Genomic DNA, 24,420 nt, shown 5'->3' on the forward strand with positions numbered 1-24,420 from the left:
CTATATTCAGGACATGGACCAGGCGCGTTTCTATGGTGGGCATTTCCTGCTCGCTCTTCCGGGCATGCAGGACATGCGCTTCGATCATTCTGTCATCGCCATGTGCGTGCATGACGCCAATGGCGCGCTGGGCATCGCCGTGGGCGAGGAAATGGAGGGCGTGCGGCTGCGCGACCTGCTGGAAAGTTTCGACATAGACGGTAGCAAGGTGGGCGATGTGCCGGTGCTGCGCGGCGGGCCGGTGGAACCGCGCCGCGGCTTCGTGCTCCATTCGCTCGACTGGGCCGGGCAGGACATGGTGCACGTCGACAAATTATGGGGCCTGTCGGGATCGCTCGACATATTGAAGGCGATTGCGGAGGGACGCGGCCCCAGCCGCTATCTGGTTGCGCTGGGCTATGCCGGGTGGGGCGCGGGCCAGTTGGAGGAAGAAATGGCGGGGGAAAGCTGGTTCCTGGCGCCCGGTGACGCCGGCCTGCTGTTCGACACGCCGACGCGCAGCAAATGGTCGGCCATCTTCGCGGCCGCCGGCGTCGATTCGAGCCATCTGGTCAGCGGCGCCGGATCGGCGTGATGTTGGGCGAGGTACATAAAGAAAACTTTATATAGGCTTGCCAGTGCAAGCGGCGGTTGGTAATGCGGGCCAATCGCCTCCATCGATCCTGTTCGGGGGAGGCCCCAATCAAGCTGACGGAGATACGCTCGTGGCCACCGCACCCGCCACCCAGGCGCAGGATTATGTGATCGCCGACATCGGCCTTGCCGCCTTTGGCCGCAAGGAAATCGAGATCGCCGAAACCGAAATGCCCGGCCTGATGGCCCTGCGCGCCGAATTTGGCGCGTCGCAGCCGCTGAAGGGCGCGCGCATCACCGGTTCGCTGCACATGACGATCCAGACCGCCGTGCTGATCGAAACGCTGACTGCGCTGGGTGCGCAGGTCCGCTGGGCGACCTGCAACATCTTTTCCACGCAGGACCATGCCGCCGCCGCGATCGCCGCGTCGGGCGTGCCGGTCTTCGCGATCAAGGGTGAAAGCCTTCAGGAATATTGGGACTATGTCGAGCGCATTTTCGACTGGCACAATGATGACAGCGGCGTTTGCAACCTGATCCTGGACGATGGCGGCGACGCCACCATGTTCGCGCTGTGGGGCGCGCGCGTCGAAGCCGGCGAAGAGCTGTTCACGCCGTCGAACGAGGAAGAGGAAATCTTCTGTTCGGTGCTGAAGCGCGTTCTGGCCGAACGTCCCGGTTTCCTGACCAAGACCGTCCAGTCGATCAAGGGCGTGTCGGAAGAAACCACCACCGGCGTTCATCGCCTGTACGAACTGTCGAAGAAGGGCAAGCTGCCCTTCCCGGCGATCAACGTCAACGACAGCGTCACCAAGTCGAAGTTCGACAACCTCTATGGCTGCAAGGAATCGCTGGTCGACGCCATCCGCCGCGGCACCGACGTCATGCTGGCCGGCAAGGTCGCCTGCGTCGCCGGCTTCGGTGACGTCGGCAAGGGGTCGGCCGCATCGCTGCGCAATGGCGGCGCCCGCGTGCTGGTGACCGAAGTCGATCCGATCTGCGCGCTTCAGGCCGCGATGGAAGGCTATGAAGTCGTGACGATGGAAGAAGCCGCGCCGCGCGCCGACATCTTCGTCACCGCCACCGGCAACGAAGGCGTTCTGACCGTCGATCACATGCGCGCCATGAAGAATATGGCGATCGTGTCGAACATTGGCCATTTCGACAGCGAAATCGAAATCGCCGGCCTCGCCAACATGAAGTGGACCGAGATCAAGCCGCAGGTCGACGAAGTCGAATTCCCCGACGGCAAGAAGATCATCGTCCTGTCGAAGGGCCGTCTGGTGAACCTGGGCAACGCCACCGGCCACCCCAGCTTCGTCATGTCGGCCAGCTTCACCAACCAGACGCTGGCCCAGATCGAACTGTGGACCAAGAGCGAGCAGTATAAGAACGACGTTTACGTTCTGCCCAAGCATCTGGACGAAAAGGTCGCCGCGCTGCACCTGGAAAAGCTGGGCGTGAAGCTGACCCAGCTGAGCCAGCGTCAGGCCGACTATATCGGCGTGCCGGTGGAAGGCCCGTTCAAGCCGGATCACTATCGCTACTAAGCGGAAGGCCGTCAGGCAAAGTTTATGGAGGGAGGCGGAAACGCCTCCCTTTTTTCTTGTGCCGCCTTTCCGATGGGCCAGAACTGGTTTAGGCCCGACCGGCTTATGAACAGGGACAGTCAGCTTTTGCGGGTCGGAGGAGAAGGGGCATGACGACCCTGTCGCCCTATGCCGCGATCATCTTTGGCATGGTGCTGGCCGTGTGGCTGGGGGCGGCCATATGGGCGCTGCTCAGCGGCCAGCGGATGCGGCGTGAAGGCACGCAGGCGCAGGGGAAGCTCGATCGGCTGGCGCTGTTGCTGGCGTCCGCGCCGGCCGCGCCGATCGTGATCCACCCCGATGGTCGATTGGAAGCCGCCGACCGGCTGGCCAAATGGCTGGGCAAGCCGCGGGTGCCGACCTTCGTTTCGGAGCTGACCGATCCCGATGGGGGGCTGGAGCCGGAGGATGCGGCCGCATTGGCGCGCGAGATCGCTTCGGCGCAGCGGGCGGGCAAGAGCTTTGCCTTGCCGGTGCGCAGCGTCGGCTCCTCCCGCCTGTTGCTGGTGCGCGGCGCGCCGGCGGGACCGGGACTGGCCGAAAATGGCGGCGTGATCCTTTGGATTTTCGACGCGACCGACAGTCAGGCCGAAATTCAGGACCTTAAAGCCTATGTCGAACAGCTGCGGGAGGCGCTGGAGGCGCTGGCCGGGCTGGTCGAGGCCGCGCCCTTCCCGATGTGGCACCGTACGCCCGACCTGCGGCTAAGCCTGGTCAACAGCGCCTATGTCCGTGCGGTCGATGGCGAAGACGCCGGGGATGTGATCGCCAACGGCGTTGAACTGGTGGAAATGGCCGGCGGCGTCAGTCCGCAGGCCGCCGCCGCCGAAGCCGTGGCGCAGGATGCGCCGGTGGAGCGGATGGTTCCCGCAACGATCGATGGCGAACGCCGCACCATGCGCGTGGTCGACGTGCCGTTGGGGCCAGCAGGCGTCGCCGGTTACGCGGTCGACCAGCATGAGCTGGAAACCGCGCGGGTTGAACAACGCCGGCTGGAGGCGGCGCAGCGCGATCTGCTCGATCGGCTGTCGGCGGGCGTGGCGCGGTTCGGGCCGGATCGGGCGCTGCGCTTCTGGAACCAGCCCTTCATCAGCCTGTTTGGCCTGCGTCAGGACGCTCTGGTCGACGCGCCGTTGTTCGAACGGGTGCTGGACCAGATGCGGGACGCGCGCCGGCTGCCCGAACATCGCGATTTTCCCGCTTGGCGTGCGGAGCGGCGCGCCTGGTTCCTGTCGCCCAATCCGCAGGAGGAAAACTGGCTGTTGCAGGATGGCACGCATCTGCGCGTCTATGCCCAGCCATTGCCGGACGGCGGCCTGTTGCTGATCTTTGAAGACCGCACCGAGCAGGTGCAATTGTCGAGCGCGCGCGACACGCTGCTGCGCGTTCGCACCGCGACATTCGACAATCTGTTCGAATCGATCGGCGTCTTTTCCGCAGATGGGCGCTTGCAGATGTGGAACAGCCGGTTCCGCATGATCTGGGGCGCGGCGGAGGAATTGCTGGCGTCCCATCCGCGTATCGACGATTTCATGCGCGCGGTCCAGAAACAGCTCGCCAAGCCCGAACAGGGCAATCTGGTGCGCGAACTGGTGCGCGCCGCCACGGTTGAGCGCAAGCAGCGCACCGGCCATGTCGGTTTTGCCGACGGGCGCATCTTCGAATTTGCGGCCATGCCCTTGCCGGATGGCAATGCGCTGTTCACCATGCTGGACGTGACCGACAGCCGGCGCGTGGAGCAGATATTGCGCGACCGCAACGAGGCGCTGGAGCAGGCGGACAAGGTCAAGACCGCCTTCGTCACCAATATGAGTTATGAGTTGCGCACGCCGCTGACCACTATATCGGGTTTTGCCGAGATGATGAGCGCTGGCTATGCCGGGGCGCTGAGCGAAGCGGCGCAGGGCTATGTCGACGGCATCCTCCAGAGCACGGCGCGGCTGTCGATGCTGGTCGATAATGTGCTGGACCTGACCCAGGGGGAAGTCGGCACGCTTTCGATCGACCATGTGCCCGTCGATCTGGTGGAAGTGGCGCGCGGCTGCGCCGATCGGGCGCGAGCGGAGGCCGCCGCAAAGGGCATCGAACTGGCCGTTACGCTACAGGACCGGCTGGGCATGGCGCAGGGCGATGCGCGGCGTATCGGGCAGGCGATCGACCATCTGCTGGAAAATGCGGTCCGTTATTCGGGCAAGGGCGCGCGCATCCTGCTCCATGGCGATGGCACGGCGGACAAGGCCAGGATCGTGGTGTCGGACAATGGCCCCGGCATCAGCCCGATACAGCAGAAGGCGATTTTCGATCCGGTCGCACGGGCCGATCAGGCGCGCAATCATGGTCGGGCGGGCATGGGCCTGCCGCTGGCGCGGCAACTGGCCGAAGCGCATGGCGGCACGCTGACTTTGGTGTCGCGATCGGGGCAGGGGACGATGGCGACGATCGAGCTGCCGCGTGGCTGAGGCGGTGATGGACCTGACGGGTGAAGCAGCGATGCTGGATCTTGGCCGCCGCATCGCCATCCATGCGCGGATCGGCGACGTCATCGCGCTGGAAGGCGGGCTGGGCGCGGGCAAGACCACGCTGGCGCGCGGCATATTGGAGGCGCTGGGGCTGGAGGGCGAGGCGCCCAGCCCCAGCTTCGCGATCGTCCAGCCTTATAACGTACCAGAAGTCCGCCTTCCAGTCGCCCATGTCGATCTGTATCGCCTGGATGGGCCGGAGGAGACGGAGGAGCTGGCGCTGGGCGACTATCTGATGGACAGCATGCTGATAGTGGAATGGCCCGACCGGCTGGGGGATGGACTATGGTCCCACGCACTGCGGCTGAGCATCGAGATATTGGATGATGGCGCACGGCGCTTGACAGCGGACGTGTCGGCGGCTTGGACGGATCGATGGTCACAGATATGATCCCCCCCGCCACGACGCCCGATTTCCTCGCCAAAGCCGGCTGGGACGGCGCGGCTGTCGTTCCGCTGGCCGGCGATGCGTCCTTCCGCCGCTATTTTCGCGTGCTGGATGGCGGCCGTCGCGCCGTGCTGATGGATGCGCCGCCGCCGCATGAAGATCCCCGCCCCTTCATCGCCATTGCCGAACATCTGACGGCAGAGGGTTTCGCCGCGCCGCGCATATTGGCGCGCGATCTGGATCAGGGGTTGGTGCTGATCGAGGATTTCGGCGATCTGCGCATCAAGGAGCATATGGAGGCCGATCCGGCCGATGAACTGGCGGTCTATGGCCGTGCCGTGGACCTGATCGCCGACCTGCATCGCCTGCCGCCCGCCGACCTGCCGGCCTATGACCGGGCGGTCTATCAGCGCGAAGTCGGGTTGTTGACGCAATGGTATTGCCCGGCGATCGACCTGCCGGTCGATGTCGACGCCTACATTGCGGCGTGGGATGCGGTGTTGCCGCTGGTCGAGGGATCGGCCAGCCCGACAGTGACGGTGCTGCGCGACTATCATGCCGAAAATATCATGTTGATCGACCGGGCGGAGTCCCACGGCCTGGGCCTGCTCGATTTTCAGGACGCGCTGGCGGGGCACCCGGCCTATGACCTCGTGTCGCTGTTGCAGGACGCGCGGCGGGACGTTCCTGTCGAGGTCGAAGCGGCTATGCTGGCCCATTATAAGGCGATCGCATCGCCGCCCGGTGATTTCGATGCGGCCTATGCAGTGCTGGGCGCGCAGCGCAACGCCAAGATCATCGGCATCTTCACCCGCCTTTGGAAGCGTGACGGCAAGCCGCGTTATCTGTCCTACCTGCCGCGCATGTGGGGGCTTTTGGAACGCGATCTTGCGCATCCCGCGCTGGCCCCGGTGGCGGACTGGTTCGCCGCCAATATTCCCGCCGACAAGCGCCATGATGCGCTCAAGGAGTTCGCGACAGCATGATCGACACCGCCATGCTGATGGCCGCCGGCCTTGGCAAAAGGATGCGGCCGCTCACCGCCACGCGGCCCAAGCCGCTGGTCAAGGTGGCGGGCAAGGCGTTGATGGACCATGCGCTCGACCGGCTGGAAGCGGGCGGCGTCAAAAAGGTGGTGGTGAACGTCCATTATCTGGCCGACACGGTCGAGGCGCATCTGAAATCGCGCAAGGGCGGCATGGATTTCGTCATTTCCGACGAGCGCGCCAAGCTGCTGGAGACGGGCGGCGGGCTGATCAAGGCCCGGCCGCTGTTGGGCGATGGACCCGTCTTTTGCGTCAACAGCGACAATTACTGGGTCGATGGACCCAGCGAGACGTTCGCGATGATGCGCCGGATATGGGACCCGGCCAGGATGGATGCGCTGTTGCTGCTGATCCCGCAGGCGCGCGCCATGTGCCACAGCGGGCAGGGCGATTTCCATATGGACGCCAATGGCCGCCTGACCCGTCGCAAGCCGGGGCATGTGGCGCCTTTCGTCTATATCGGCATCCAGATCATTTCGGCCGATCTGCTGGTCGATCCGCCGGCCGATGTGTTTTCGACCAATGTCTTCTGGAACCGGGCGATCGAAAAGGGCCGCCTGTACGGCGTATCGCATCAGGGCATGTGGTTCGACGTCGGCACGCCCAGAGCCATTCCGGTGGTGGAGTCGATGATCGCCCATGGGTGATCGGAGCCATCCGGCCCTGTACAGCATTCCGGCCCATCGGGCTTTCGCCGACGCGCTGGTGACGGGATTGCTGGCGCAGCATCGCGGCGATCCGATGGCGTTGGCGCAGGGCATGGTGTTGTTGCCCAATAATCGTGCGATCCGGGCGGTGAGCGATGCCTTTGTGCGGCAATCGGGCGGCGGATTGCTGTTGCCGCGCCTGGTAGCGATCGGCGATCCTGATCTGGGCGAGCAAGTGGGCGGGGCGCTGGACCCGCTGGGCGAGGAAGACGCCGTTCCGCCCGCCATCGCCCCGATGCGGCGACAGATGATGCTGGCGCGGATGGTGCAGCAGGCGCGGCCCGAAGTCGATGCCGGGCAGGCGCTGTTGCTGGGGCAGGCGCTGGGCGCGGTGCTGGATCAGATGCAGGTCGAGCAGGTTCCGCTGACGGCGCTGCGCGACCTGACGCTGTCGGACGAACTGTCGCGCCACTGGCAGACGTCGCTCAGGATTTTCGAGATATTGATTGCGCGCTGGCCGGATGAACTGGCCCGGACGGGCTGCATCGATCTGGCGGAGCGGCGCAACCGGCTGTTCGCGCGGCTGGCGGCGCGCTGGACGGCGCATCCGCCGGCGGGGTTCGTCGTCGCAGCCGGTATTTCGACAACTGCGCCGGCTGTCGCCCGACTGCTGCGGCGGATCGCCATGATGCCGGGCGGCATGGTGGTCTTTGCCGGCCTCGACCAGAATATGGATGCGGAGGCATGGGACGCGATCGGTCCGTTCGATCCCGATCCGGTGACCGGCCAGCGCAAACCCGGCCATGAAAGCCACCCCCAATATGCGCTCAAGCGGCTGCTGGATGGCATGAGCGCCACGCGCGAGGATGTCGCCAATTGGCGCTGGGGCAGCGAACATGATGCGCGCGCTGTGCGGGGGCGCAATATTTCCAACGCGATGTTGCCGCCCAGGCTGACCAGCCGCTGGCGCGACCTGAAGACGGCGGATCGATCGCTCGCCGGGGTCGAGGCGCTGGAGGTGGCGACGCCGGGCGAGGAAGCGCAGGCCATCGCCATCGCGCTGCGCGAGGCGCTGGAGACACCCGAACGCACCGCCGCGCTGGTGACGCCCGACCGGCAGCTGGCGACCCGCGTATCGGCACATCTGCGCCGCTGGGGGATTGAGGCGGACGATTCGGCGGGGCAGCCCCTGTCGCGCCTGTTGCCCGGAACTTTGTTGATCGCGATGGCGGAGGTGGTGGCGGAACGCTTTGCGCCGGTGCCGCTGCTGACCCTGCTGAAGCATCCGCTGGTGATGAAGGGCGCGGGGCGGCTCGGTTGGCTGGAGGGGGTGCGTGCGCTCGACCTGTTGCTGCGCGGGCCAAGGCCGCAGGCGGGGCTGATCGGCATCGACCTGTTGATGCATCCGCGTGCCGACGACCGGCAGCGCGTGCTGCGCCAACAGGTCAGTGAGTGGTGGCCGACGGCGCGCGCGCTGCTGGAGCCGCTGGAAACGGGTTTTGCCGATGCGGGCGATCTGGGCGGGCAGCTGGCGGTGTTGCGGGAGTGCGCCAGCGCGCTGACCGGCGATGCCGTCTGGGCCGGGCATCAGGGGCGTGCCGCCGCCGATCTGTTCGCCGAAATGGAGGCTGCCGCGCCGGAAGGCCCGCGTCAGGCCGATCCGCGCGCGCTGCCGGCGCTGCTCGACGCCATGTTGGGCGGGGTGTCGGTGCGTCCGCCGCAGGGCGGCCATCCGCGTATCTCCATCCTTGGCCTGATCGAAGCGCAGCTGACGCAGGCGGACCTGATGATCCTGGGCGGCCTGAATGAAGGCACATGGCCCGGCCTGCCATCGCCCGATCCCTGGCTGGCGCCGCGCATCCGGCGCGAACTGAGGCTGCCGGGGCTTGAAATGCGGATCGGCCTTGCCGCGCATGATTTTGCGAGCGCGCTGGGCGCGCCGCATGTGCTGATAACACGCGCGCGGCGGGGCAGCGGTGGGCCGGCGGTCGCTTCGCGCTTCTGGCTGCGGTTGAAGGCGATGGCCGGGCCGCAATGGAAGTCGGCGGACCGCTATGCCGGTCTTGCCCGCGCGATCGACGCGCCGGCCGCTTATCATCCCGCCAAGCGCCCTGCGCCCGTGCCGCCCGTGACGGCGCGGCCGCGCGTCATTCCCGTCACCGATGTCGACCGGCTGAAGGCCGATCCCTTCGCCTTCTATGCACGGCGGGTTCTGAAACTCGCGCGGCTCGATCCGGTGGATGCCGATGCCGGCCCGGCCTGGCGCGGGACGGCGGTGCATGATGTGCTGCAACGCTGGGCCGAGGGCGATCGGCTCGATCCCGCCGCATTGGAGGCGAGCGCCCGGGCCATGTTCGACCGGCCGGAGGTTCATCCTCTGCTGAAAGCGCTGTGGCAGCCCCGCCTGATCGAGGCGATCCGCTGGATTGCGGGCGAAGTGATGCGCGACACCGCCGAGGGACGCCGCATATTGGCGGTCGAGCAGGAAGGGCGGGCGGAGATCGCCGGCGTCGAGCTGATGGGCAAGGCCGACCGGATCGATCGCCTGCCCGACGGAACGCTGGGCATCATCGATTACAAGACCGGGAAGCCGCCAAGCGCCAAGCAGGTGAAGGCCGGCTATGCGCTGCAACTGGGGCTGCTGGGGCTGATCGCCGAGCATGAGGGTTTCACTGGCCTGGGCGACCGGCCGCTGGCGGGCGATTTCGAATATTGGTCGCTGGCCAAGAAGGGCGACCAGTTCGGCTATCGTGAACGGCCGGTGGACCCGATGGGCAAGCGCGACAAGATCGTGACGGCCGATTTCACTGCCCATGCCTATGACCAGTTCGCCGAACTGGCGCGCGACTATATGCTGGGATCGGCGCCATTCGTGGCGCAGCTTAATCCCGAAGTGGCCAATTATGGCGATTATGACCAGCTGATGCGGCTGGAGGAATGGTATGGCCGCGACGATGGCTAGGGCGCTCCAGAAATTGCTGGGCGATCAGGCCCGCGCCGCTGCGCCCGACGCGCATGTCTGGCTGTCCGCATCGGCGGGCACCGGCAAGACCCATGTGCTGACCGCGCGCGTGTTCCGCCTGTTGCTTCAGGGGGTGCGGCCGGAAAATATCCTGTGCCTGACCTTTACCAAGGCGGGCGCGGCGGAAATGGCCGATCGCATTCACGACCGGCTGGCGGCATGGGTGCAGATGGACGGTCCCGCGCTGGCGAAGGACCTGATGGCGCTGGGCGAGGATCATGGCCCGGACATGCAGGACCATGCCCGCCGCCTGTTCGCCGAAGTGCTGGAATCGACCGGTGGGGGCCTGCGCATCCAGACCATCCATGGTTTCTGCCAGCAATTGCTGACCGCCTTTCCGCTGGAGGCGGACCTGGCCCCCGGTTTTCGGCCGCTGGATCAGCGCGAACAATCCAGCCTGGCCCGGCAGGCGCTCGCCGATCTGGTGGTGCGGGCGCAGGAGCGGGACGATACGACCCTGATGGCGGCGTTGCAGGCGCTGAGCCTGCGGCTGGGCGAAGGCGGCGCTGAACAGTTTCTGCTACGCTGCGCCGCGCGGGGGGAAGCGCTGGACGGGCTGCCCGAATGGATCGCGCCATGGCTGGGGGCGGAGCTTGGCCTGCCCGAAGGCGATATTGATCAATGGCTTGCCGACCAATGTTCGGACGATATGTTCGATATGCGCGCGCTGGACTGGATCGTGCGCGCCAATGTCGACTGGGGCAAAAGCCGCGCGCTGGAGCGGTGTGACCGGATTGCGGCATGGCGGGCGCTGGACCCGGCGGGCAGGGCGGCGGGGCTGGCGGACCTGCACCGCGCCTGGTCCAAGGCGGACGGCGATTTCCTGGACAGCAAGGGCTTCGTTCCGCCGGTCGATGGCTATGCCGACATGGCGATGCGGCTCTATGAGCGCTGCGGCGATCTGATCGCGATGAAGCTGCGCGCGGAGTATGCCGCCTTGCTGGCGCAGGCGCTGCATGCCGGGCGCGGCTATGCGCGCGACTATGGCGACGCGAAGCGGCTGGCTGGGGCGGTGGATTTCGATGATCTGATCGCGCGCGCCGCCAGCCTGCTGGCGCAGGACGGCATCGCGGAGTGGATACGCTATAAGCTGGACCAGCGGATCGACCATATATTGGTCGATGAGGCGCAGGACACGAACGTCCGGCAATGGACGATCGTCGCCGCGCTGACGGCGGAATTTTTCGCGGGCGAAGGGGCGAAGGGCGACAAGGTCCGGACGATTTTCACCGTCGGCGATTTCAAGCAGGCGATCTTTGGCTTTCAGGGCACCAGCCCCGAAGCGTTCCGGGTCGCGCACACCGCGTTTCAGCGGCATGCCGAGGCGGCCGAACAGGATTTCTTCACTTTGTCGCTGGACCAGAGTTTCCGGTCCACGCCGGCGGTGCTGGATGTGGTCGACCGCACGATCGCGACCTTGCGCGGTGAACGGCTGGGGCTTGATGGCGGGGAGGTGCGGCATATCAGCGCCAATCGCCACCCCGGCGAGGTGATGCTGTGGAAGCCGGTGATCGCCAATCTTTCCGAAGAGGCGGAGGGCGAGGAAGATTGGGCCGAGGATCAGGAACGGGTGCTGGCCCAGCGGATCGCGCGCCAGATCAAGCAATGGATCGACGATGGCCTGATGCTGGAAAGCCGGGGCCGGCCGGTGCGGGCGGGCGACATCATGATCCTTGTTCGTCGTCGCAGCGAACTGGCGCGGCTGATCGTCGCGCGCCTGTATGAGGAGCAGGTGGCGGTGGCCGGGATCGACCGGCTGCGGCTGAACGCCCCGCTGGCGGTGCGCGATCTGCTGGCGGCACTGCGCTTTGCGGTGCAGCCGGAGGATGAACTCAATCTCGCCGCGCTGCTGGTGTCGCCGTTGATCGGCTGGACGCAGGACGAATTGATGACCCGGCTGATCGGGCGCAGGACGGGACTGTGGCGGCATCTGAACCAGACGCTGGACGCCGGGCTGCTCGCGCCGTTGCGCGCTCTGCTGGGCGTGGCGGATTTTACGACGCCCTATCGCTATCTGGAGGCGATGCTGTCCGGCCCGATGGATGGACGGCGCAAGCTGATCGCGCGACTGGGGGCGGAAGCGGCCGACCCGATCGAGGAATTGCTGAACGCCGCGCTGGCTTTTGAGAGCGACGATCATCCCTCGCTCCAGCGCTTCATCGACTGGTTCGACCGGGGCGAGGTGGAGATTGTGCGCGATGCGGCGGCGGCGGGCGACATGCTGCGCCTGTTAACGGTGCATGGCGCCAAGGGATTGCAGGCGCCGATCGTCATATTGGCCGATGCCTGTCTGGACCCCGATGCGGGCAATCGGGCGGATTCGCTGGTGTGGAACGGCCTGCCAATCCTGGCCCCGCGCAAGGCGGAAAAGCAGGGTCCAATCGGCGATGTCGCGGCGGCGGCGGCGCAGGTCGAGCGCGAGGAGCATTGGCGGCTACTCTATGTGGCGCTGACCCGGGCCGAGGAAAAGCTGGTGGTTGCCGGATCGCTGGGACCGCGCGCCAAGGGCGAGGTGAAGCCCGAAAGCTGGTTTGCCGCAGTGGAAGGCGCGATGGCGTCGCTGGGCGCGGAATGGGAGGCCGATCCGCTGTGGAACGCAGCCCGGCACTGGCGCGGCAGCGAGCAGTTGCCGGCGAGGAAGGCCGAGCCGGAAACGGCGGCCGAACGGGTTGTGCTGGTCGAACCGGATTGGCTGCGGCAGGCGGCTCCTGCCGAGGCGCGGCCCCCGCGCCCGCTCGCGCCCTCGGCACAGGTGGAGGATGATGTGCCCTATCCGCCGCCGACGCCGGCGATGCGGGCCGCCGCCGAACGCGGGCGCTGGCTCCATGCCCTGTTCGAGCGTCTGCCGGCTGTTCCAACCGACCGTCGCCATGATGCGGCCGATCGCTGGTTGATCCAGCAGGGGGCGGAGGACGCAGCGGTGCGTCATGACGTCATCGGCCAGGCGCTCCGCGTTATCGACGCGCCCGATTATGCCGCGCTATTTGGTCCTGACGCCCTGCCCGAAGCGCCGATCGCGGCGGTGGTGGGCGAAGCGGTGATCGCCGGCACGGTCGACCGGCTGCGGATCGGGCCGGATCGGGTGCAGTTTGTCGACTTCAAGACCGGACGGTTCGCGCCGCTGACGCTGGCGGATGTGCCGGGTGCGCATATTCGCCAGATGGCCGCCTATGCCGCCGCGCTGGCCGTGATCTTCCCGGATCGCGTGATTGATGCCGGGCTGCTCTACACCAGTGCGCCGCGCCTTATCACCTTGCCGGCTGCGCTGTTGGCGGCGAACAAGCCCGGCTTTGTGCCTGCGCAGGAGAATTTGCCGCTCTGGCCCGTTGAGCCGGACGCGCACCCATCCTAGATACCGCTCAACAAAGGAGTTTTACGCTATGGCCACCAAGGCAGTTACCGATGTCAGCTTCAAGGAAGATGTAATCGATTCCGACAAGCCCGTGCTTGTCGACTTCTGGGCCGAATGGTGCGGCCCGTGCAAGATGATCGGCCCGGCTCTGGAGGAAATCTCCGAAGAACTGGCGGACAAGGTGACGATCGCCAAGATCAACATTGACGAAAATCCTGATGCGCCCGGCCAATATGGCGTGCGCGGCATCCCGACGATGATCCTGTTCAAAAATGGCGAAGTCAGCGCGACCAAGGTTGGCGCTGCGCCCAAGAGCGCGCTCAAGGGCTGGATCGAAAGCGTCCTGTAACTGGTCGATCGGGCCGGCCTATGTCAGCGGGATCATCACCGACTGGGCATAGGCCGGCCGTTCGCGTAGCCGGTCATACCAGGCGCGCACATGCGGCACATCGGGCCGCGGCATGTCGAGCGTGAAGAATGTATGGGCGTAGACGCCCATCGGCACGTCTGCGACACCGAAATCGACACCTGACAACCATGGGCGGGCGGCGAGCGCGTCGTTCAGGATCAACATGGCCTTGCCGGTCGCTTCGGCCGATTTTGCAATCACTTGTCCATCGCGCTGGTCGGGCGTCTTGCGCACCAGTTGCAGGAAGGCGTCGCGCTGCAAGTCAGCGAAGGCGAATTGCCAGTCCATCCATTTGTCGCCCTGCGCCCGCTCGGCCGGATCGGCCGGCCATAAGGCAGGAGCATGGCGGGCGGCGAGATAGCGCAGGATTGCGTTGGATTCCCACAGGATGACGTCGCCATCCTCGATCGTGGGGATCAGCGCATTGGGGTTCTTCGCCAGATAGGCCGCATCCATGCCGAACTTGCCGCCAACGTCATGGCGGACATAGGGCAGGCCGATTTCGTCGGCGAACCAGGCGACCTTCTTCACATTATGCGAGTTCAGCCGGCCCCAGATCGTCAACATGGCAAATCCCTTTATGCAAATAAGGTGGCGGCGGCCTTGTCCCACAGACGGGGCGAGGACGCGCCGAGCAGGCCCCGGCTGAGATCGCCCACGACATAAGGCGATCCGTCGAGGCGCTGGCAGCAGCCGCCCGCTTCGTTGACGAACAGCGCCCCGGCGGCATGATCCCAGGGCAGGACGCGGGCAAAGACCGACACATCATTCTGTCCCAGCACCAGCCGGGGATATTGTTCGGCGGCGCAGCGGGGAATATCCACCAGGGTAAAGATGGACTGCGACCGGCTTTCCATGTCAGCGCGTTCCTCCGCCGCCATGAAGATGGTGGAGATGGCCGCGATCGGCAGGTCGCCATCGCTTTCGCGCGCCTGCACCTGTTCCCCGTTCACATGGCTACCGCCGCCCAGCATGGCATGGCACAGCCGTCCGGTCAGCGGATCGAATATCCAGCCCGCCAGCGTCGCGCCGCCATCGGCCAGCGCCACCATGATGCCGAAGGGCGGATTGCCCGAGGCGAAATTGCCGGTGCCGTCGATCGGGTCGATGATCCAGTTCAATCCTTCGCCCGCGCGTTCCAGGATAGTGGGGTCGGCGGCGCAGGCTTCTTCCCCGATCACGCCGGCATCGGGCAAGATCGCGGTCAGCCCTTGGGCAAGGCGGATTTCGCTTTCCTTGTCGGCGATGGTGACGAAGTCGTTGGCGGCCTTCTCGCTGATCTCATCCGCAGTGAGGTTGCGATAGCGCGGCATGACGATGTCACGCCCGACCTGCCGCATCAGGGCGACGACGGGTTCATGGAGTTCGAGCAGCATCGGCGAAGTTTCCTTAGCTGCGATAGTCCGCGTTGATCGAGATATAGCCGTGCGTCAGATCGCAGGTCCAGATTGTCGCACGCCCTTCGCCCAGCCCCAAGTCGACGCCGATGACGATGTCCTGTCCCTTAAGATGGGCGGCGACGGGCGCTTCGTCATAGCCTTCGACCGCAAGGCCGCCGGTGGCCACCTGCGTCGCGCCGAAGCGGATAGAGAGCTTGTCGCGATCGGCCGGTTCGCCCGCCTTGCCGATGGCGGCAACGACGCGGCCCCAATTGGCGTCTTCGCCGGCAATCGCCGTCTTGACCAACGGGGAGTTGGCGATCGACAGGCCGATGCGGTGGGCGCTCTCGTCGCTCTCCGCGCCTTCGACGGTGATTTCCACGAATTTGGTCGCGCCCTCGCCATCGCGCACCACTAGATGGGCGAGTTGACGGCACAGATCGCGCAGCGCCGCATGGAAGGCGTCGGCGCCGTCATCGTCCATCGACGTTAGCGGCGCATTGCCCGCCTTGCCAGTGGCGAAGGCCAGCACCGTGTCGCTGGTGGAGGTGTCGCTGTCCACCGTGATGCAGGAGAAGGTGCGTTTGTTGGCGGCCGACAGCATCTGTTGCAGCAGGGCCGGATCGATCGCCGCGTCGGTGAAGATATAGCCGAGCATCGTCGCCATGTCGGGCGCGATCATGCCCGATCCCTTGATGATGCCCAACAGTTCGACCCGCACGCCACAGATCATGGCGGAGACGGAGGCGCCCTTGGGATAGGTGTCGGTGGTGCCGATCGTGGTGGCCGCCGCTTCCCAGTCGCAGGGCGTAGCGGCGAAAGCGGCTTCGAGGCCCGCTTCAGCCTTGTCGATCGGCAGCGGCACGCCGATCACGCCGGTCGAGGAGACGAAGACGTCCGACGGCAGGCAGGACAGGTGATTGGCGACCTTGGCGGCGATCGCTTCGACTGCGGCGCGGCCGCGATGGCCGGTGAAGGCGTTGGCATTGCCGGCGTTGACCACCAAAGCGCGGGCAGACCCCAGCGGAATGGCGTCACGACACCATTCCACTTCGGGGGAGGGGCATTTGCTCTGGGTGGTGACGCCGGCGATCGCCGTGCCTGCGTCCAGCTCGACATAGGTCAGGTCGCAGCGTTCCCACGCCTTATAGCCTGCGCGCGCGGTTCGCAGCGTCACCCCGGCGATGGCGGGCAGGGACGGGAAGGCGGCGGGGGCGAGGGGGGAACGGTCTGTCATGGCGGCGGGATGGGGGAAAAGCGCGATTCCGTCAATCCGATCGCGCAACAATCTATGATGGCGCATGCGGGCGATCATGGCATAGAGGCGCGGATGGACGGACGCCGGGTAAGAGAAGCAATCATTGCATGTGGCGTCGCGGGGCTATTGGCTTTTACGGTGTCCCTCTGGCAGCGGCAGTTCGATCCCGACCTGCCGGTTGCAATGCCTGCGCAGGAAGCCAATGCCGGTCCGGCGACGCCCGAACCTCGCCTCTCTCTGCCACCAAAGCCTGCCACGCGCACCACGCCTGCGGAAAGCCCTGGAAACTGGCTGAGCGACAATGATTATCCGGCTGAAGTCATGCGGAATGAATGGTCCGGGACCACGGGATTTCAACTGGTGATCGACACGGACGGCAAGGTCGAGCGATGCGCCGTGACGGAGAGTTCGGGGCACAAGATATTGGATGAGGCGACCTGTACGGTGTTGACCCGCAATGCCCGGTTCGAACCCGCGCGGGATGCCGATGGCGTGCCGGTGCGCGATACTTATAATGGCCGCGTGACGTGGCGTCTGCCTGACTGATGATTAGCTGCCCATGCGGACTTGCCTTGCCGTCACCGTCATGGTGAGGAAGCGCCATAACAAAGGTCCCATTGCGCCATGACAGTCTCCGGCGATCGCCGTTTCGCCTTCTACGCCAAGCGCTATTCGCGCAAGAAAGCCAGCATCCGGTTGCGCGTGCTGGAGCCGATGGCGGCGCTGCGCGAGGCCGGCGTCGATGTGCGGCGCTATCCCAAATTGACGGGACCGGCAGGATGCGACGCTGTGGTCATATCCAAGGCGTTTGGGCGCGGCGCGGTGAAGGCGACGCAGGCGGCGCAGCAGGCGGGATGCGGGCTGATCTTCGACATTTGCGACAATCGGTTCGCCAATAACCGGGTCAAGGCATCGGCGCGGCATGGCGAGCGCACCATCAGCCTGTTGTCGCAGGCCGATCTGGTGACGGTGCCGACGCAGACGATGGGGGAGTTGCTGACAGCCGCCACGCCCGAGATTGAGGGGCGCATCCGCGTGGTTCCCGACATGCTGGAGGATATGTCCAGCCTGTCGGCGCAGCGCCCATCCCTGATCGAGCGATTTCGCCTTGCGCGCCTGCGCCGCTTTCTGGCGGGGCACCCTGATGCGCTGCATGTTGTGTGGTTTGGCAACAATATGGCCGGTATTTCGGGCGTGGGGGAAATGGAGGAGGCGGTGGCGCATCTGCGCGTCTTTGCCAAAAACCATCCCGTTACCCTGACGATCATCACCAACAAGCCCGCCGCTTATCGCAAGGCGTCGGCCAATTGGGGCATTCCAAGCGTCTATATGCCCTGGTCGCTGGCCAGCTTTCCCGGAGCGCTGGGGCTGCATCGGGTGGCGATCATCCCGGTAGCGCGTAACGCCTATACGGCGGGCAAGTCGATCAACCGGCCGGCGACGGCGATCATGGCGGGGCTGGGCGTGATCGCGGATTCGATCGAATCCTATGAGGAGTTGCGGCCTTTCATCGTGCTGGACGACTGGCAGGATGGATTGTCGCGCTATGCATATGGCTGGGACGCGGAGCAGGAACGACTGGCGCAGGCGCGCGCGCATCTGGACGCGCACTATGGCCGGCGCCGCGTGGCTGAACGCTGGGTGGAGATATTCGAGGAACTGGCGCGGCAAAAGGCGGCTGCGGCGGTCATATAGCGGCCTGCCGCACCGGTCGGGCAGAACGCCGAATTGACGTTCGCCCGACCGATCCCTATTTGCCGCACATTCCATTATGGCGTCGGTCCTTACGCCGTCTGTTTTTTCGCTCAGGGAGAGCTCATGTTCGGCGCACTTGCCAAGTCCATCTTCGGATCGTCCAACGAACGCTATGTGAAGTCGTTGGGGAAGATCGTCGACAAGATCGCTTCGTTCGAACCGGCTGTTCAGGCGCTATCCGATGAAGAACTGGTGGCGCAGACCGTGCGCTTCCGCGAACGACTGGCCGCTGGCGAGACACTGGACGACCTGCTGCCCGAAGCCTTCGCCACGGTGCGTGAAGCGTCCGTCCGCGTGCTGGGCATGCGCCATTTCGACGTGCAGATGGTCGGCGGCATCGTCCTGCATCGCGGCGAAATCGCCGAAATGCGCACGGGTGAAGGCAAGACGCTGGTCGCCACGGTCGCGACTTACCTCAACGCGCTGGAGGGCAAGGGCGTCCACGTCGTCACCGTGAACGACTATCTGGCCAGCCGCGACTGCGAATGGATGGGCCAGGTCTATCGTTTCCTGGGGCTGACCACCGGCGTCATCGTGCCGAACCTGACCGAAGACCAGCGCCGCGAAGCCTATAATGCCGACGTCACCTATGCGACGAACAACGAACTGGGCTTCGACTATCTGCGCGACAATATGAAATATGACCGCGGATCGATGGTCCAGCGGCCGTTCAACTATGCGATCGTCGACGAAGTCGATTCGATCCTGATCGACGAAGCGCGCACGCCGCTGATCATTTCCGGCCCGACCGACGACAAGTCGGAGCTGTATGTCGCGGTCGACGCGATCGTGAAGCAGATCACCGAAGCCGATTATGAGAAGGACGAGAAGCAGCGCAGCGTCACGCTGACAGAGGACGGCACCGAAAAGATCGAGCGTCTGCTGGAGGCGGCCGGCCTGTTGCAGGGCGACAATCTGTACGATTTCGAGAACACGCAGGTCGTCCACCACGTCAATCAGGCGCTGCGCGCGATGGTGATGTTCCGCCGCGACATCGATTATATCGTGAAGGACGGCAAGGTCGTCATCATCGACGAATTCACCGGCCGCATGATGGATGGCCGCCGCTGGTCCGATGGTCTGCATCAGGCGGTGGAAGCCAAGGAAGGCGTGAATATCGAGCCGGAAAACCAGACGCTGGCTTCCATCACCTTCCAGAATTATTTCCGCATGTATCCCAAGCTGGGCGGCATGACCGGCACGGCGGCGACTGAGGCGGCCGAATTCTTCGAAATCTACAAGATGAACGTCGTCACCATCCCGACCAACCGGGCGGTGCAGCGCATCGATGAAGAAGATAGTTTCTACAAGAATCTGGACGACAAGTTCCGCGGCATCGCCAAGACCATCAAGGTGCATGCCGAAAAGGGACAGCCGGTTCTGGTCGGCACCGTGTCGATCGAAAAGTCCGAAATGCTGTCCGAATTCCTGACGCAGGAAGGCGTGCCCCATGCGGTGCTGAACGCGCGTTTCCACGATAGCGAAGCGCATATCGTGGCGCAGGCGGGCCGCAAGGGCGCGGTGACGATCGCCACGAACATGGCCGGCCGCGGCACCGACATCAAGCTGGGCGGCAATCTGGAGATGCGGGTCGAGGACGAACTGCGCGACATGGCCGAAGGGCCGGAACGCGACGCCGCGATCGCCCGCATCGAAGCCGAGATCGAAGCCGAGAAGCAGGAAGTGCTGGCGGCGGGCGGCCTGTTCGTGCTGGCGACCGAGCGGCATGAAAGCCGCCGCATCGACAATCAGCTGCGCGGCCGTTCGGGCCGCCAGGGCGATCCGGGCCTGTCGCGCTTTTACCTGAGCCTTGACGATGATCTGATGCGCATCTTTGGCCCGGACACGATGTTCGCCAAGATGATCCGGTCGAACCTCGAAGATGGCGAGGCTCTGCCGCCTTCGCGCTGGCTGAGCAAGGCGATCGAGACGGCGCAGAAGAAGGTCGAGGCGCGCAACTACGACATTCGCAAGCAGGTCGTGGAATATGACGATGTCATGAACGACCAGCGCAAGGTGATCTATGAACAGCGCAGCGACATCATGGACGCCGATACGGTGGACGATGTCGTGATCGACATGCGGCACGAGACGGTCAATGATCTGGTCGGCGCATCCTGCCCGCCGGGCACCTATCCCGAACAGTGGGACATGGAGCGGCTGAAGGCGCGCACGGCCGAAATATTGGGTCTGGAGCCGGACTTCGACGCCTGGCTGGCCGAAGATGCCGTCGACCCCGAATTGATCGAGGAGCGTCTGACCGCGCTGGCCGACGAAGCGGTGGCGGAAAAGGTCAAGGAGGTCGAGGCGACCGATTGGCACATGATCGAAAAGTCGATCCTGCTCCAGAGCCTGGACCATCACTGGAAGGAGCATCTGGCGACGCTGGACGCGCTGCGCCAGGTCGTTCACCTGCGCGCCTATGCCCAGAAGACTCCGATCAACGAATATAAGCAGGAAGCCTTCGCCCTGTTCGAGCGCATGCTGGAGAATATTCGCGAGGATGTGACCGGATCGATCGCGCGGGTGCAGTTCCGCATGGAGCAGCCGCCCTTGCAGGATTATGGCCTGCCGGTGCTGCCGGACTTCATCACGACGCACATCGATCCCTTCTCCGGGGAAGACAACAGCGCGGACATTGATGGCGGTCAGACGGCCGGCATCACCACCACCCTTCCGCGCGGGCCGGTCGGCGCAGCGCCGGCGGGTGAGTTCGCCAATCTGGAAATCAGCCGCAACGCGCCCTGCCCGTGTGGTTCGGGCCAGAAATATAAGCACTGCCACGGCGCGCTGGCCTGACGAGGCGGAGCCGCCGGCCGAGGCCGGCGGTACGCTGTTAAAATTGCGTTAACCGCAGTCTTTAGGTCTTTGGCAATCAACTCCGATCACCCTGCCGCAATCTACCGGGGGCAGGGCCGGAGAAGAATGTGGACAGCTGGACCTATCGCGCGCGCGCGGAACAACGGCGGGAGAGCCGTTTTTCCGCCGAGATTGACGCGATCCTGTGTTGGGACGGCGTCAGCCAGCCGGTCATCATCCGCAATATTTCCATCTATGGCGCACTGATCATCGGCGGCTGGTTGCCGCCGGTTGGCCAACGCACGACGCTGATCGCCGACGGACTGGAGGTGTGCGGAACGGTGATCTGGGAAGGGCCGGATCGGTGCGGCCTGTTGCTGACCAGCGAAGTCGATCCCGTCGCCGTCATCGCCAAGGCGGGCGGCCAGTCCGAAGACCGGCCGACCATCACCCTGCAACGTGTCGGACCCGACCGCTACGCCTGAACCGGCTCTGGCTGGTCGAGCGGCTTTGCCCGCTGCACGCCGAAGCGTGCATAGAGGGTGGGCAGGACGAACAGGGTGAGCAGCGTTGCCGATATGAGGCCGCCGATCACCACCGTCGCCAGCGGCTTTTGCACCTCCGCGCCCGCGCCGCTGCCGAGCGCCATGGGCACGAAGCCCAGGCTTGCGACCAGCGCCGTCATCACCACCGGCCGCAAGCGCTGGAGCGCGCCGGTTCGGGCGGCCAGCGCTGGCTCCATTCCCGATCGCATCAGATCCTGGATCGATGACAGCATCACCAGACCGTTCAGCACGGCGATGCCCGACAGGGCGATGAAGCCCACGGCGGCGGAGATGGAGAAATCCATCCCCCGCAGGAACAGCGCCAGAACGCCGCCGACCAGCGCCAGCGGCACGCCGGTAAAGACGATCGCCGCATCCCGCACCGATCCCAATGCGCCATAGAGCAGCAGCAGGATCAGCGCGAAGCAGGCCGGGATCACCAGTTGCAGCCGGTCGCGCGCGGCGGCGAGATTTTCGAACTGGCCGCCCCATTCCAGATAGCTGCCCGCCGGCAGGCGCACCTGCTGCGCAATGCTGGCCTGCGCCTCCTGAACCAGAGTGGCGACGTCGCGGCCGCGCACATTGGCCTGCACCACCACCCGCCGCTTGCCGTTTTCGCGGCTGATCTGGTTGGGACCATCCACGATACGCAGATCGGCAACGCTGGCGAGCGGCACGAACTGGCCGCCGGGTACGGGCACCTGCACCTGTTGAAGGGCGACGAGATCGGCCCGCTGGCTGTCGGACAGGCGGATCACGACGGGGAAACGGCGATCCCCTTCGAAGATCATGCCGGCCTGTCGCCCGCCAAGGGTGGCGGTCACGACGTCCTGCACATCCTGCGCGGAGACGCCGAGGCGGGCCATGGCGTCCCGATTGGCGCGAATGTCGAGCATGGGCAGGCCGGTGGTCTGTTCAACCTTTACGTCCACCGCGCCCGGCGTGCGCCGCAGAACGCCCGCGATCTTTTCCGCCGTAGCGGTCATGGCGTTGAAATCGTCACCGAATATCTTGACCGCTACATCGCCCCGCACGCCTGCGATCAATTCATTGAAGCGCATCTGGATGGGCTGGGTGATTTCATAGGCGTTGCCGGGGAAGCGGGCGAGTTCGCCCTCCAGCCGCTCGATCAGTTGGGTCTTTGGCAGGGCTGGGTCGGGCCATTGGCTGCGATCCTTCAGGATGACGAACATGTCGGTGGCGTTGGGCGGCATCGGGTCGGACGCCAGTTCCGCCGTGCCGGTCTTGGAAAAGACGAAGCGCACTTCGGGCTGTTTCGCCATCATCCGTTCGATCGGACCCTGCATGTCCTGGCTTTGCTGCACCGATGTCGCGGGGATGCGCATCGCCTGGATCAGCAGATCGCCTTCGTCCAGTTGCGGCAGGAACACCTGCCCCAGCGACAGGAAGGCCAGAACCGCCAACCCGACACCGCCGATGGCGATGCCTATGGTCGCGCGGGGGCGGCGCATCGCCCGGTCGAGGCCGGGTTCGTAGCGCGCCTTGAGCCAGCGCATGACGCGGCCTTCCTTTTCGTCCACGCGGCTGGATAACCATTCCGCGATGGCGGCCGGTACGAAGGTCAGCGACAGGATGAAGGCGCAGACGAGCGCAATCATCACCGTGAAGGCCATGGGGACGAATGTCTTGCCCTCCACCCCGGTCAGGGTGAGCAGGGGCACATAGACGAGGATGATGATCGCCTGCCCATAGACGGACGGGCGGATCATTTCCCGCGCGGCCGCGGCGACGATGAAGCGGCGCTCCTCCGCCGTCAGCGACCGGCCGGCGCCATGCTGTCGCTCGGCGATGCGGCGCAGCGCATTTTCCACGATGATGACCGCGCCATCGACGATCAGGCCGAAATCCAGCGCGCCAAGGCTCATGAGATTGGCGGACACGCCGGCGTGGAACATGCCAAAGCCGGTCAGCATCATGGTGACGGGAATGACCATGGCGGCGATCAGCGCGGCGCGGAAATTGCCGAGCAGCGCGAACAGTACGACGATGACCAGCAACGCGCCTTCGGTGAGGTTTTTGGCGACCGTGCCGATGGTGGCGTTGACCAGCGCGGTGCGGTCCAGCACGGGTTGCACCACCACGTCGGGCGGCAGGGAGGCGTTGATCTGCTTCAAGCGATCGGCGACGGCGCTGGCCACGGTGCGGCTATTCTCGCCGATGCGCATGACGGCGGTGCCGACGATGACTTCGCTGCCATTTTCGGATGCCGATCCCATGCGGACGGCTTGCCCGGTGCGCACGGAAGCGACCTGATCCAGCGTGATCGGCACGCCTTCGCGCGTGGCCACAACGATGCGCGCCAGTTCGGCCGCATTGCGGATCAGCGCGTCGGCGCGCACGGCCAGCCCTTCGCCATTGCGATTGACGAAGCCACCGCCCACGCTGCTGTTGTTGCGCTCCAGCGCTTCGGCCAGTTGGGTGAGGGTGATGCCCATCGACGCCAGCCGCTGCACATCGGGGACCACCAAATATTGTTTGGTGTAGCCGCCGATCGAATCGACCCCGGCAAGGCCCGGGGTGTTTTTGAGCAGGGGGGTGACGATCCAGTCCTGCGCCGTGCGCAGATAGGTGGACTTGGCGGTGTCGTCGGTCAGCCGTTCGCCTTCGGGCGTGATATAGCTGCCGTCGGGCTGCATCCCCGGTTCGCCGGGCAGATGCTTGTCATCGGCCCGGTGGTCGAGACGGACGGTCCACATGAACACTTCGCCAAGGCCAGTGGCGATCGGTCCCATTTCCGGGGACACGCCGGTCGGCAGGCTTTCCGCCACCCCGGCCAGCCGTTCGCCGACCTGTTGCCGCGCGAAGTAAATATCAGTGGATTCGGTGAAGACGGCGGTGATCTGGGCAAAGCCGTTGCGGCTGAGCGACCGGCTGTAATCCAGCCCGGGAATGCCGGCGAGCGCGGTTTCGATGGGGAAGGCGACCTGCTTTTCCACCAGTTCGGGGGACAAGGCCGGGGCGCGGACATTGATCTGCACCTGATTGTTGGTGATGTCGGGGACGGCGTCGATCGGCAGGCGATAGAGGGCGACGCCGCCGATGATGGCGGCAAGAAGGGTGAGCAGCAGGACCAGCCGGCGCTGCCGCACCGCCCATGTGACGATGGAGGCGATCATCG

At 65.3% G+C, this 24,420-nt stretch carries 17 protein-coding genes; 13 read left to right on the top strand and 4 right to left on the bottom strand.

Translation table 11 applies throughout. The features are described 5' to 3' along the window. Nucleotides 1-13: 13 nt before the first annotated feature. The 9 genes from ACFOKF_RS09735 (at nucleotide 14) to trxA (ending at nucleotide 13,485) form a co-directional block, all read left to right on the top strand. Entirely contained in the window at nucleotides 14-574 is a 561-nt protein-coding gene (locus ACFOKF_RS09735) for a YqgE/AlgH family protein (protein WP_380797735.1), read from the top strand. Nucleotides 575-704: 130 nt separating this feature from the next. Further along, nucleotides 705-2,123 (top strand): adenosylhomocysteinase, encoded by a 1,419-nt coding sequence (gene ahcY, locus ACFOKF_RS09740; protein ID WP_380795379.1) that lies wholly within the window; start codon nucleotides 705-707, stop codon nucleotides 2,121-2,123. 149 nt (nucleotides 2,124-2,272) lie between these two features. Then, the gene (locus ACFOKF_RS09745) at nucleotides 2,273-4,621 is read left to right on the top strand and encodes a PAS domain-containing sensor histidine kinase (protein ID WP_380795381.1); all 2,349 of its coding nucleotides are present in this window, start codon (nucleotides 2,273-2,275) and stop codon (nucleotides 4,619-4,621) included. A gap of 7 nt (nucleotides 4,622-4,628) precedes the next feature. Beyond that, the gene (tsaE, locus tag ACFOKF_RS09750; RefSeq protein WP_380797737.1) at nucleotides 4,629-5,072 is read left to right on the top strand and encodes a tRNA (adenosine(37)-N6)-threonylcarbamoyltransferase complex ATPase subunit type 1 TsaE; all 444 of its coding nucleotides are present in this window, start codon (nucleotides 4,629-4,631) and stop codon (nucleotides 5,070-5,072) included. Next, nucleotides 5,069-6,055 (top strand): aminoglycoside phosphotransferase family protein, encoded by a 987-nt coding sequence (locus tag ACFOKF_RS09755; RefSeq protein ID WP_380795383.1) that lies wholly within the window; start codon nucleotides 5,069-5,071, stop codon nucleotides 6,053-6,055. The genes tsaE and ACFOKF_RS09755 overlap by 4 nt, the downstream gene beginning before the upstream one ends. After that, a complete protein-coding gene (locus ACFOKF_RS09760; RefSeq protein ID WP_380795385.1) occupies nucleotides 6,052-6,762 on the top strand; it encodes a nucleotidyltransferase family protein in 711 nt (236 codons plus the stop codon). The genes ACFOKF_RS09755 and ACFOKF_RS09760 overlap by 4 nt, the downstream gene beginning before the upstream one ends. After that, on the top strand, nucleotides 6,755-9,724 hold the full coding sequence (addB, locus tag ACFOKF_RS09765; protein WP_380795387.1) for a double-strand break repair protein AddB: 2,970 nt from the start codon (nucleotides 6,755-6,757) through the stop codon (nucleotides 9,722-9,724). The genes ACFOKF_RS09760 and addB overlap by 8 nt, the downstream gene beginning before the upstream one ends. Then, nucleotides 9,705-13,136, top strand: coding sequence for a double-strand break repair helicase AddA (addA, locus tag ACFOKF_RS09770; protein WP_380795389.1), 3,432 nt, complete (start codon nucleotides 9,705-9,707; stop codon nucleotides 13,134-13,136). Before addB ends, addA begins: the two co-directional genes overlap by 20 nt. A 28-nt stretch (nucleotides 13,137-13,164) precedes the next feature. Beyond that, nucleotides 13,165-13,485 (top strand): thioredoxin TrxA, encoded by a 321-nt coding sequence (trxA, locus tag ACFOKF_RS09775; RefSeq protein WP_298397237.1) that lies wholly within the window; start codon nucleotides 13,165-13,167, stop codon nucleotides 13,483-13,485. A gap of 18 nt (nucleotides 13,486-13,503) precedes the next feature. On the opposite strand, the gene ACFOKF_RS09780 is transcribed toward trxA, so the two are convergent. Genes ACFOKF_RS09780 through argJ form a run of 3 tightly spaced genes read right to left on the bottom strand, consistent with a single transcriptional unit; the run spans nucleotide 13,504 to nucleotide 16,161 of the window. Further along, entirely contained in the window at nucleotides 13,504-14,112 is a 609-nt protein-coding gene (locus ACFOKF_RS09780) for a glutathione S-transferase family protein (protein ID WP_380795391.1), read from the bottom strand. A gap of 11 nt (nucleotides 14,113-14,123) precedes the next feature. Then, nucleotides 14,124-14,921, bottom strand: coding sequence for an inositol monophosphatase family protein (locus tag ACFOKF_RS09785; RefSeq protein ID WP_380795393.1), 798 nt, complete (start codon nucleotides 14,919-14,921; stop codon nucleotides 14,124-14,126). A 13-nt stretch (nucleotides 14,922-14,934) separates the two neighbouring features. Continuing rightward, a complete protein-coding gene (gene argJ / locus ACFOKF_RS09790) occupies nucleotides 14,935-16,161 on the bottom strand; it encodes a bifunctional glutamate N-acetyltransferase/amino-acid acetyltransferase ArgJ (RefSeq protein ID WP_380795394.1) in 1,227 nt (408 codons plus the stop codon). Between the two features lie 9 nt (nucleotides 16,162-16,170). Between argJ and ACFOKF_RS09795 the strand changes: the two genes are divergently transcribed. From ACFOKF_RS09795 to ACFOKF_RS09810, 4 genes are all read left to right on the top strand, one after another. Then, a complete protein-coding gene (locus ACFOKF_RS09795; protein WP_380795396.1) occupies nucleotides 16,171-16,728 on the top strand; it encodes an energy transducer TonB in 558 nt (185 codons plus the stop codon). Between the two features lie 78 nt (nucleotides 16,729-16,806). After that, nucleotides 16,807-17,877: a hypothetical protein gene (locus ACFOKF_RS09800; RefSeq protein ID WP_380795398.1), complete on the top strand. Its 1,071-nt coding sequence runs from the start codon at nucleotides 16,807-16,809 to the stop codon at nucleotides 17,875-17,877. Nucleotides 17,878-18,000: 123 nt separating this feature from the next. Continuing rightward, complete coding sequence (gene secA / locus ACFOKF_RS09805) at nucleotides 18,001-20,736, top strand: preprotein translocase subunit SecA (RefSeq protein WP_380795400.1); 2,736 nt, start codon at nucleotides 18,001-18,003, stop codon at nucleotides 20,734-20,736. 128 nt (nucleotides 20,737-20,864) lie between these two features. Beyond that, nucleotides 20,865-21,221: a PilZ domain-containing protein gene (locus ACFOKF_RS09810; protein WP_380795402.1), complete on the top strand. Its 357-nt coding sequence runs from the start codon at nucleotides 20,865-20,867 to the stop codon at nucleotides 21,219-21,221. Here the strand turns inward: ACFOKF_RS09810 and ACFOKF_RS09815 are convergent. Next, nucleotides 21,212-24,418, bottom strand: a complete 3,207-nt coding sequence (locus tag ACFOKF_RS09815; RefSeq protein WP_380795404.1) for an efflux RND transporter permease subunit — start codon at nucleotides 24,416-24,418, stop codon at nucleotides 21,212-21,214. The genes ACFOKF_RS09810 and ACFOKF_RS09815 overlap by 10 nt on opposite strands. Nucleotides 24,419-24,420 lie beyond the last annotated feature (2 nt).

This window comes from Sphingobium rhizovicinum (assembly GCF_042647625.1).
GTDB lineage: Bacteria > Pseudomonadota > Alphaproteobacteria > Sphingomonadales > Sphingomonadaceae > Sphingobium > Sphingobium rhizovicinum.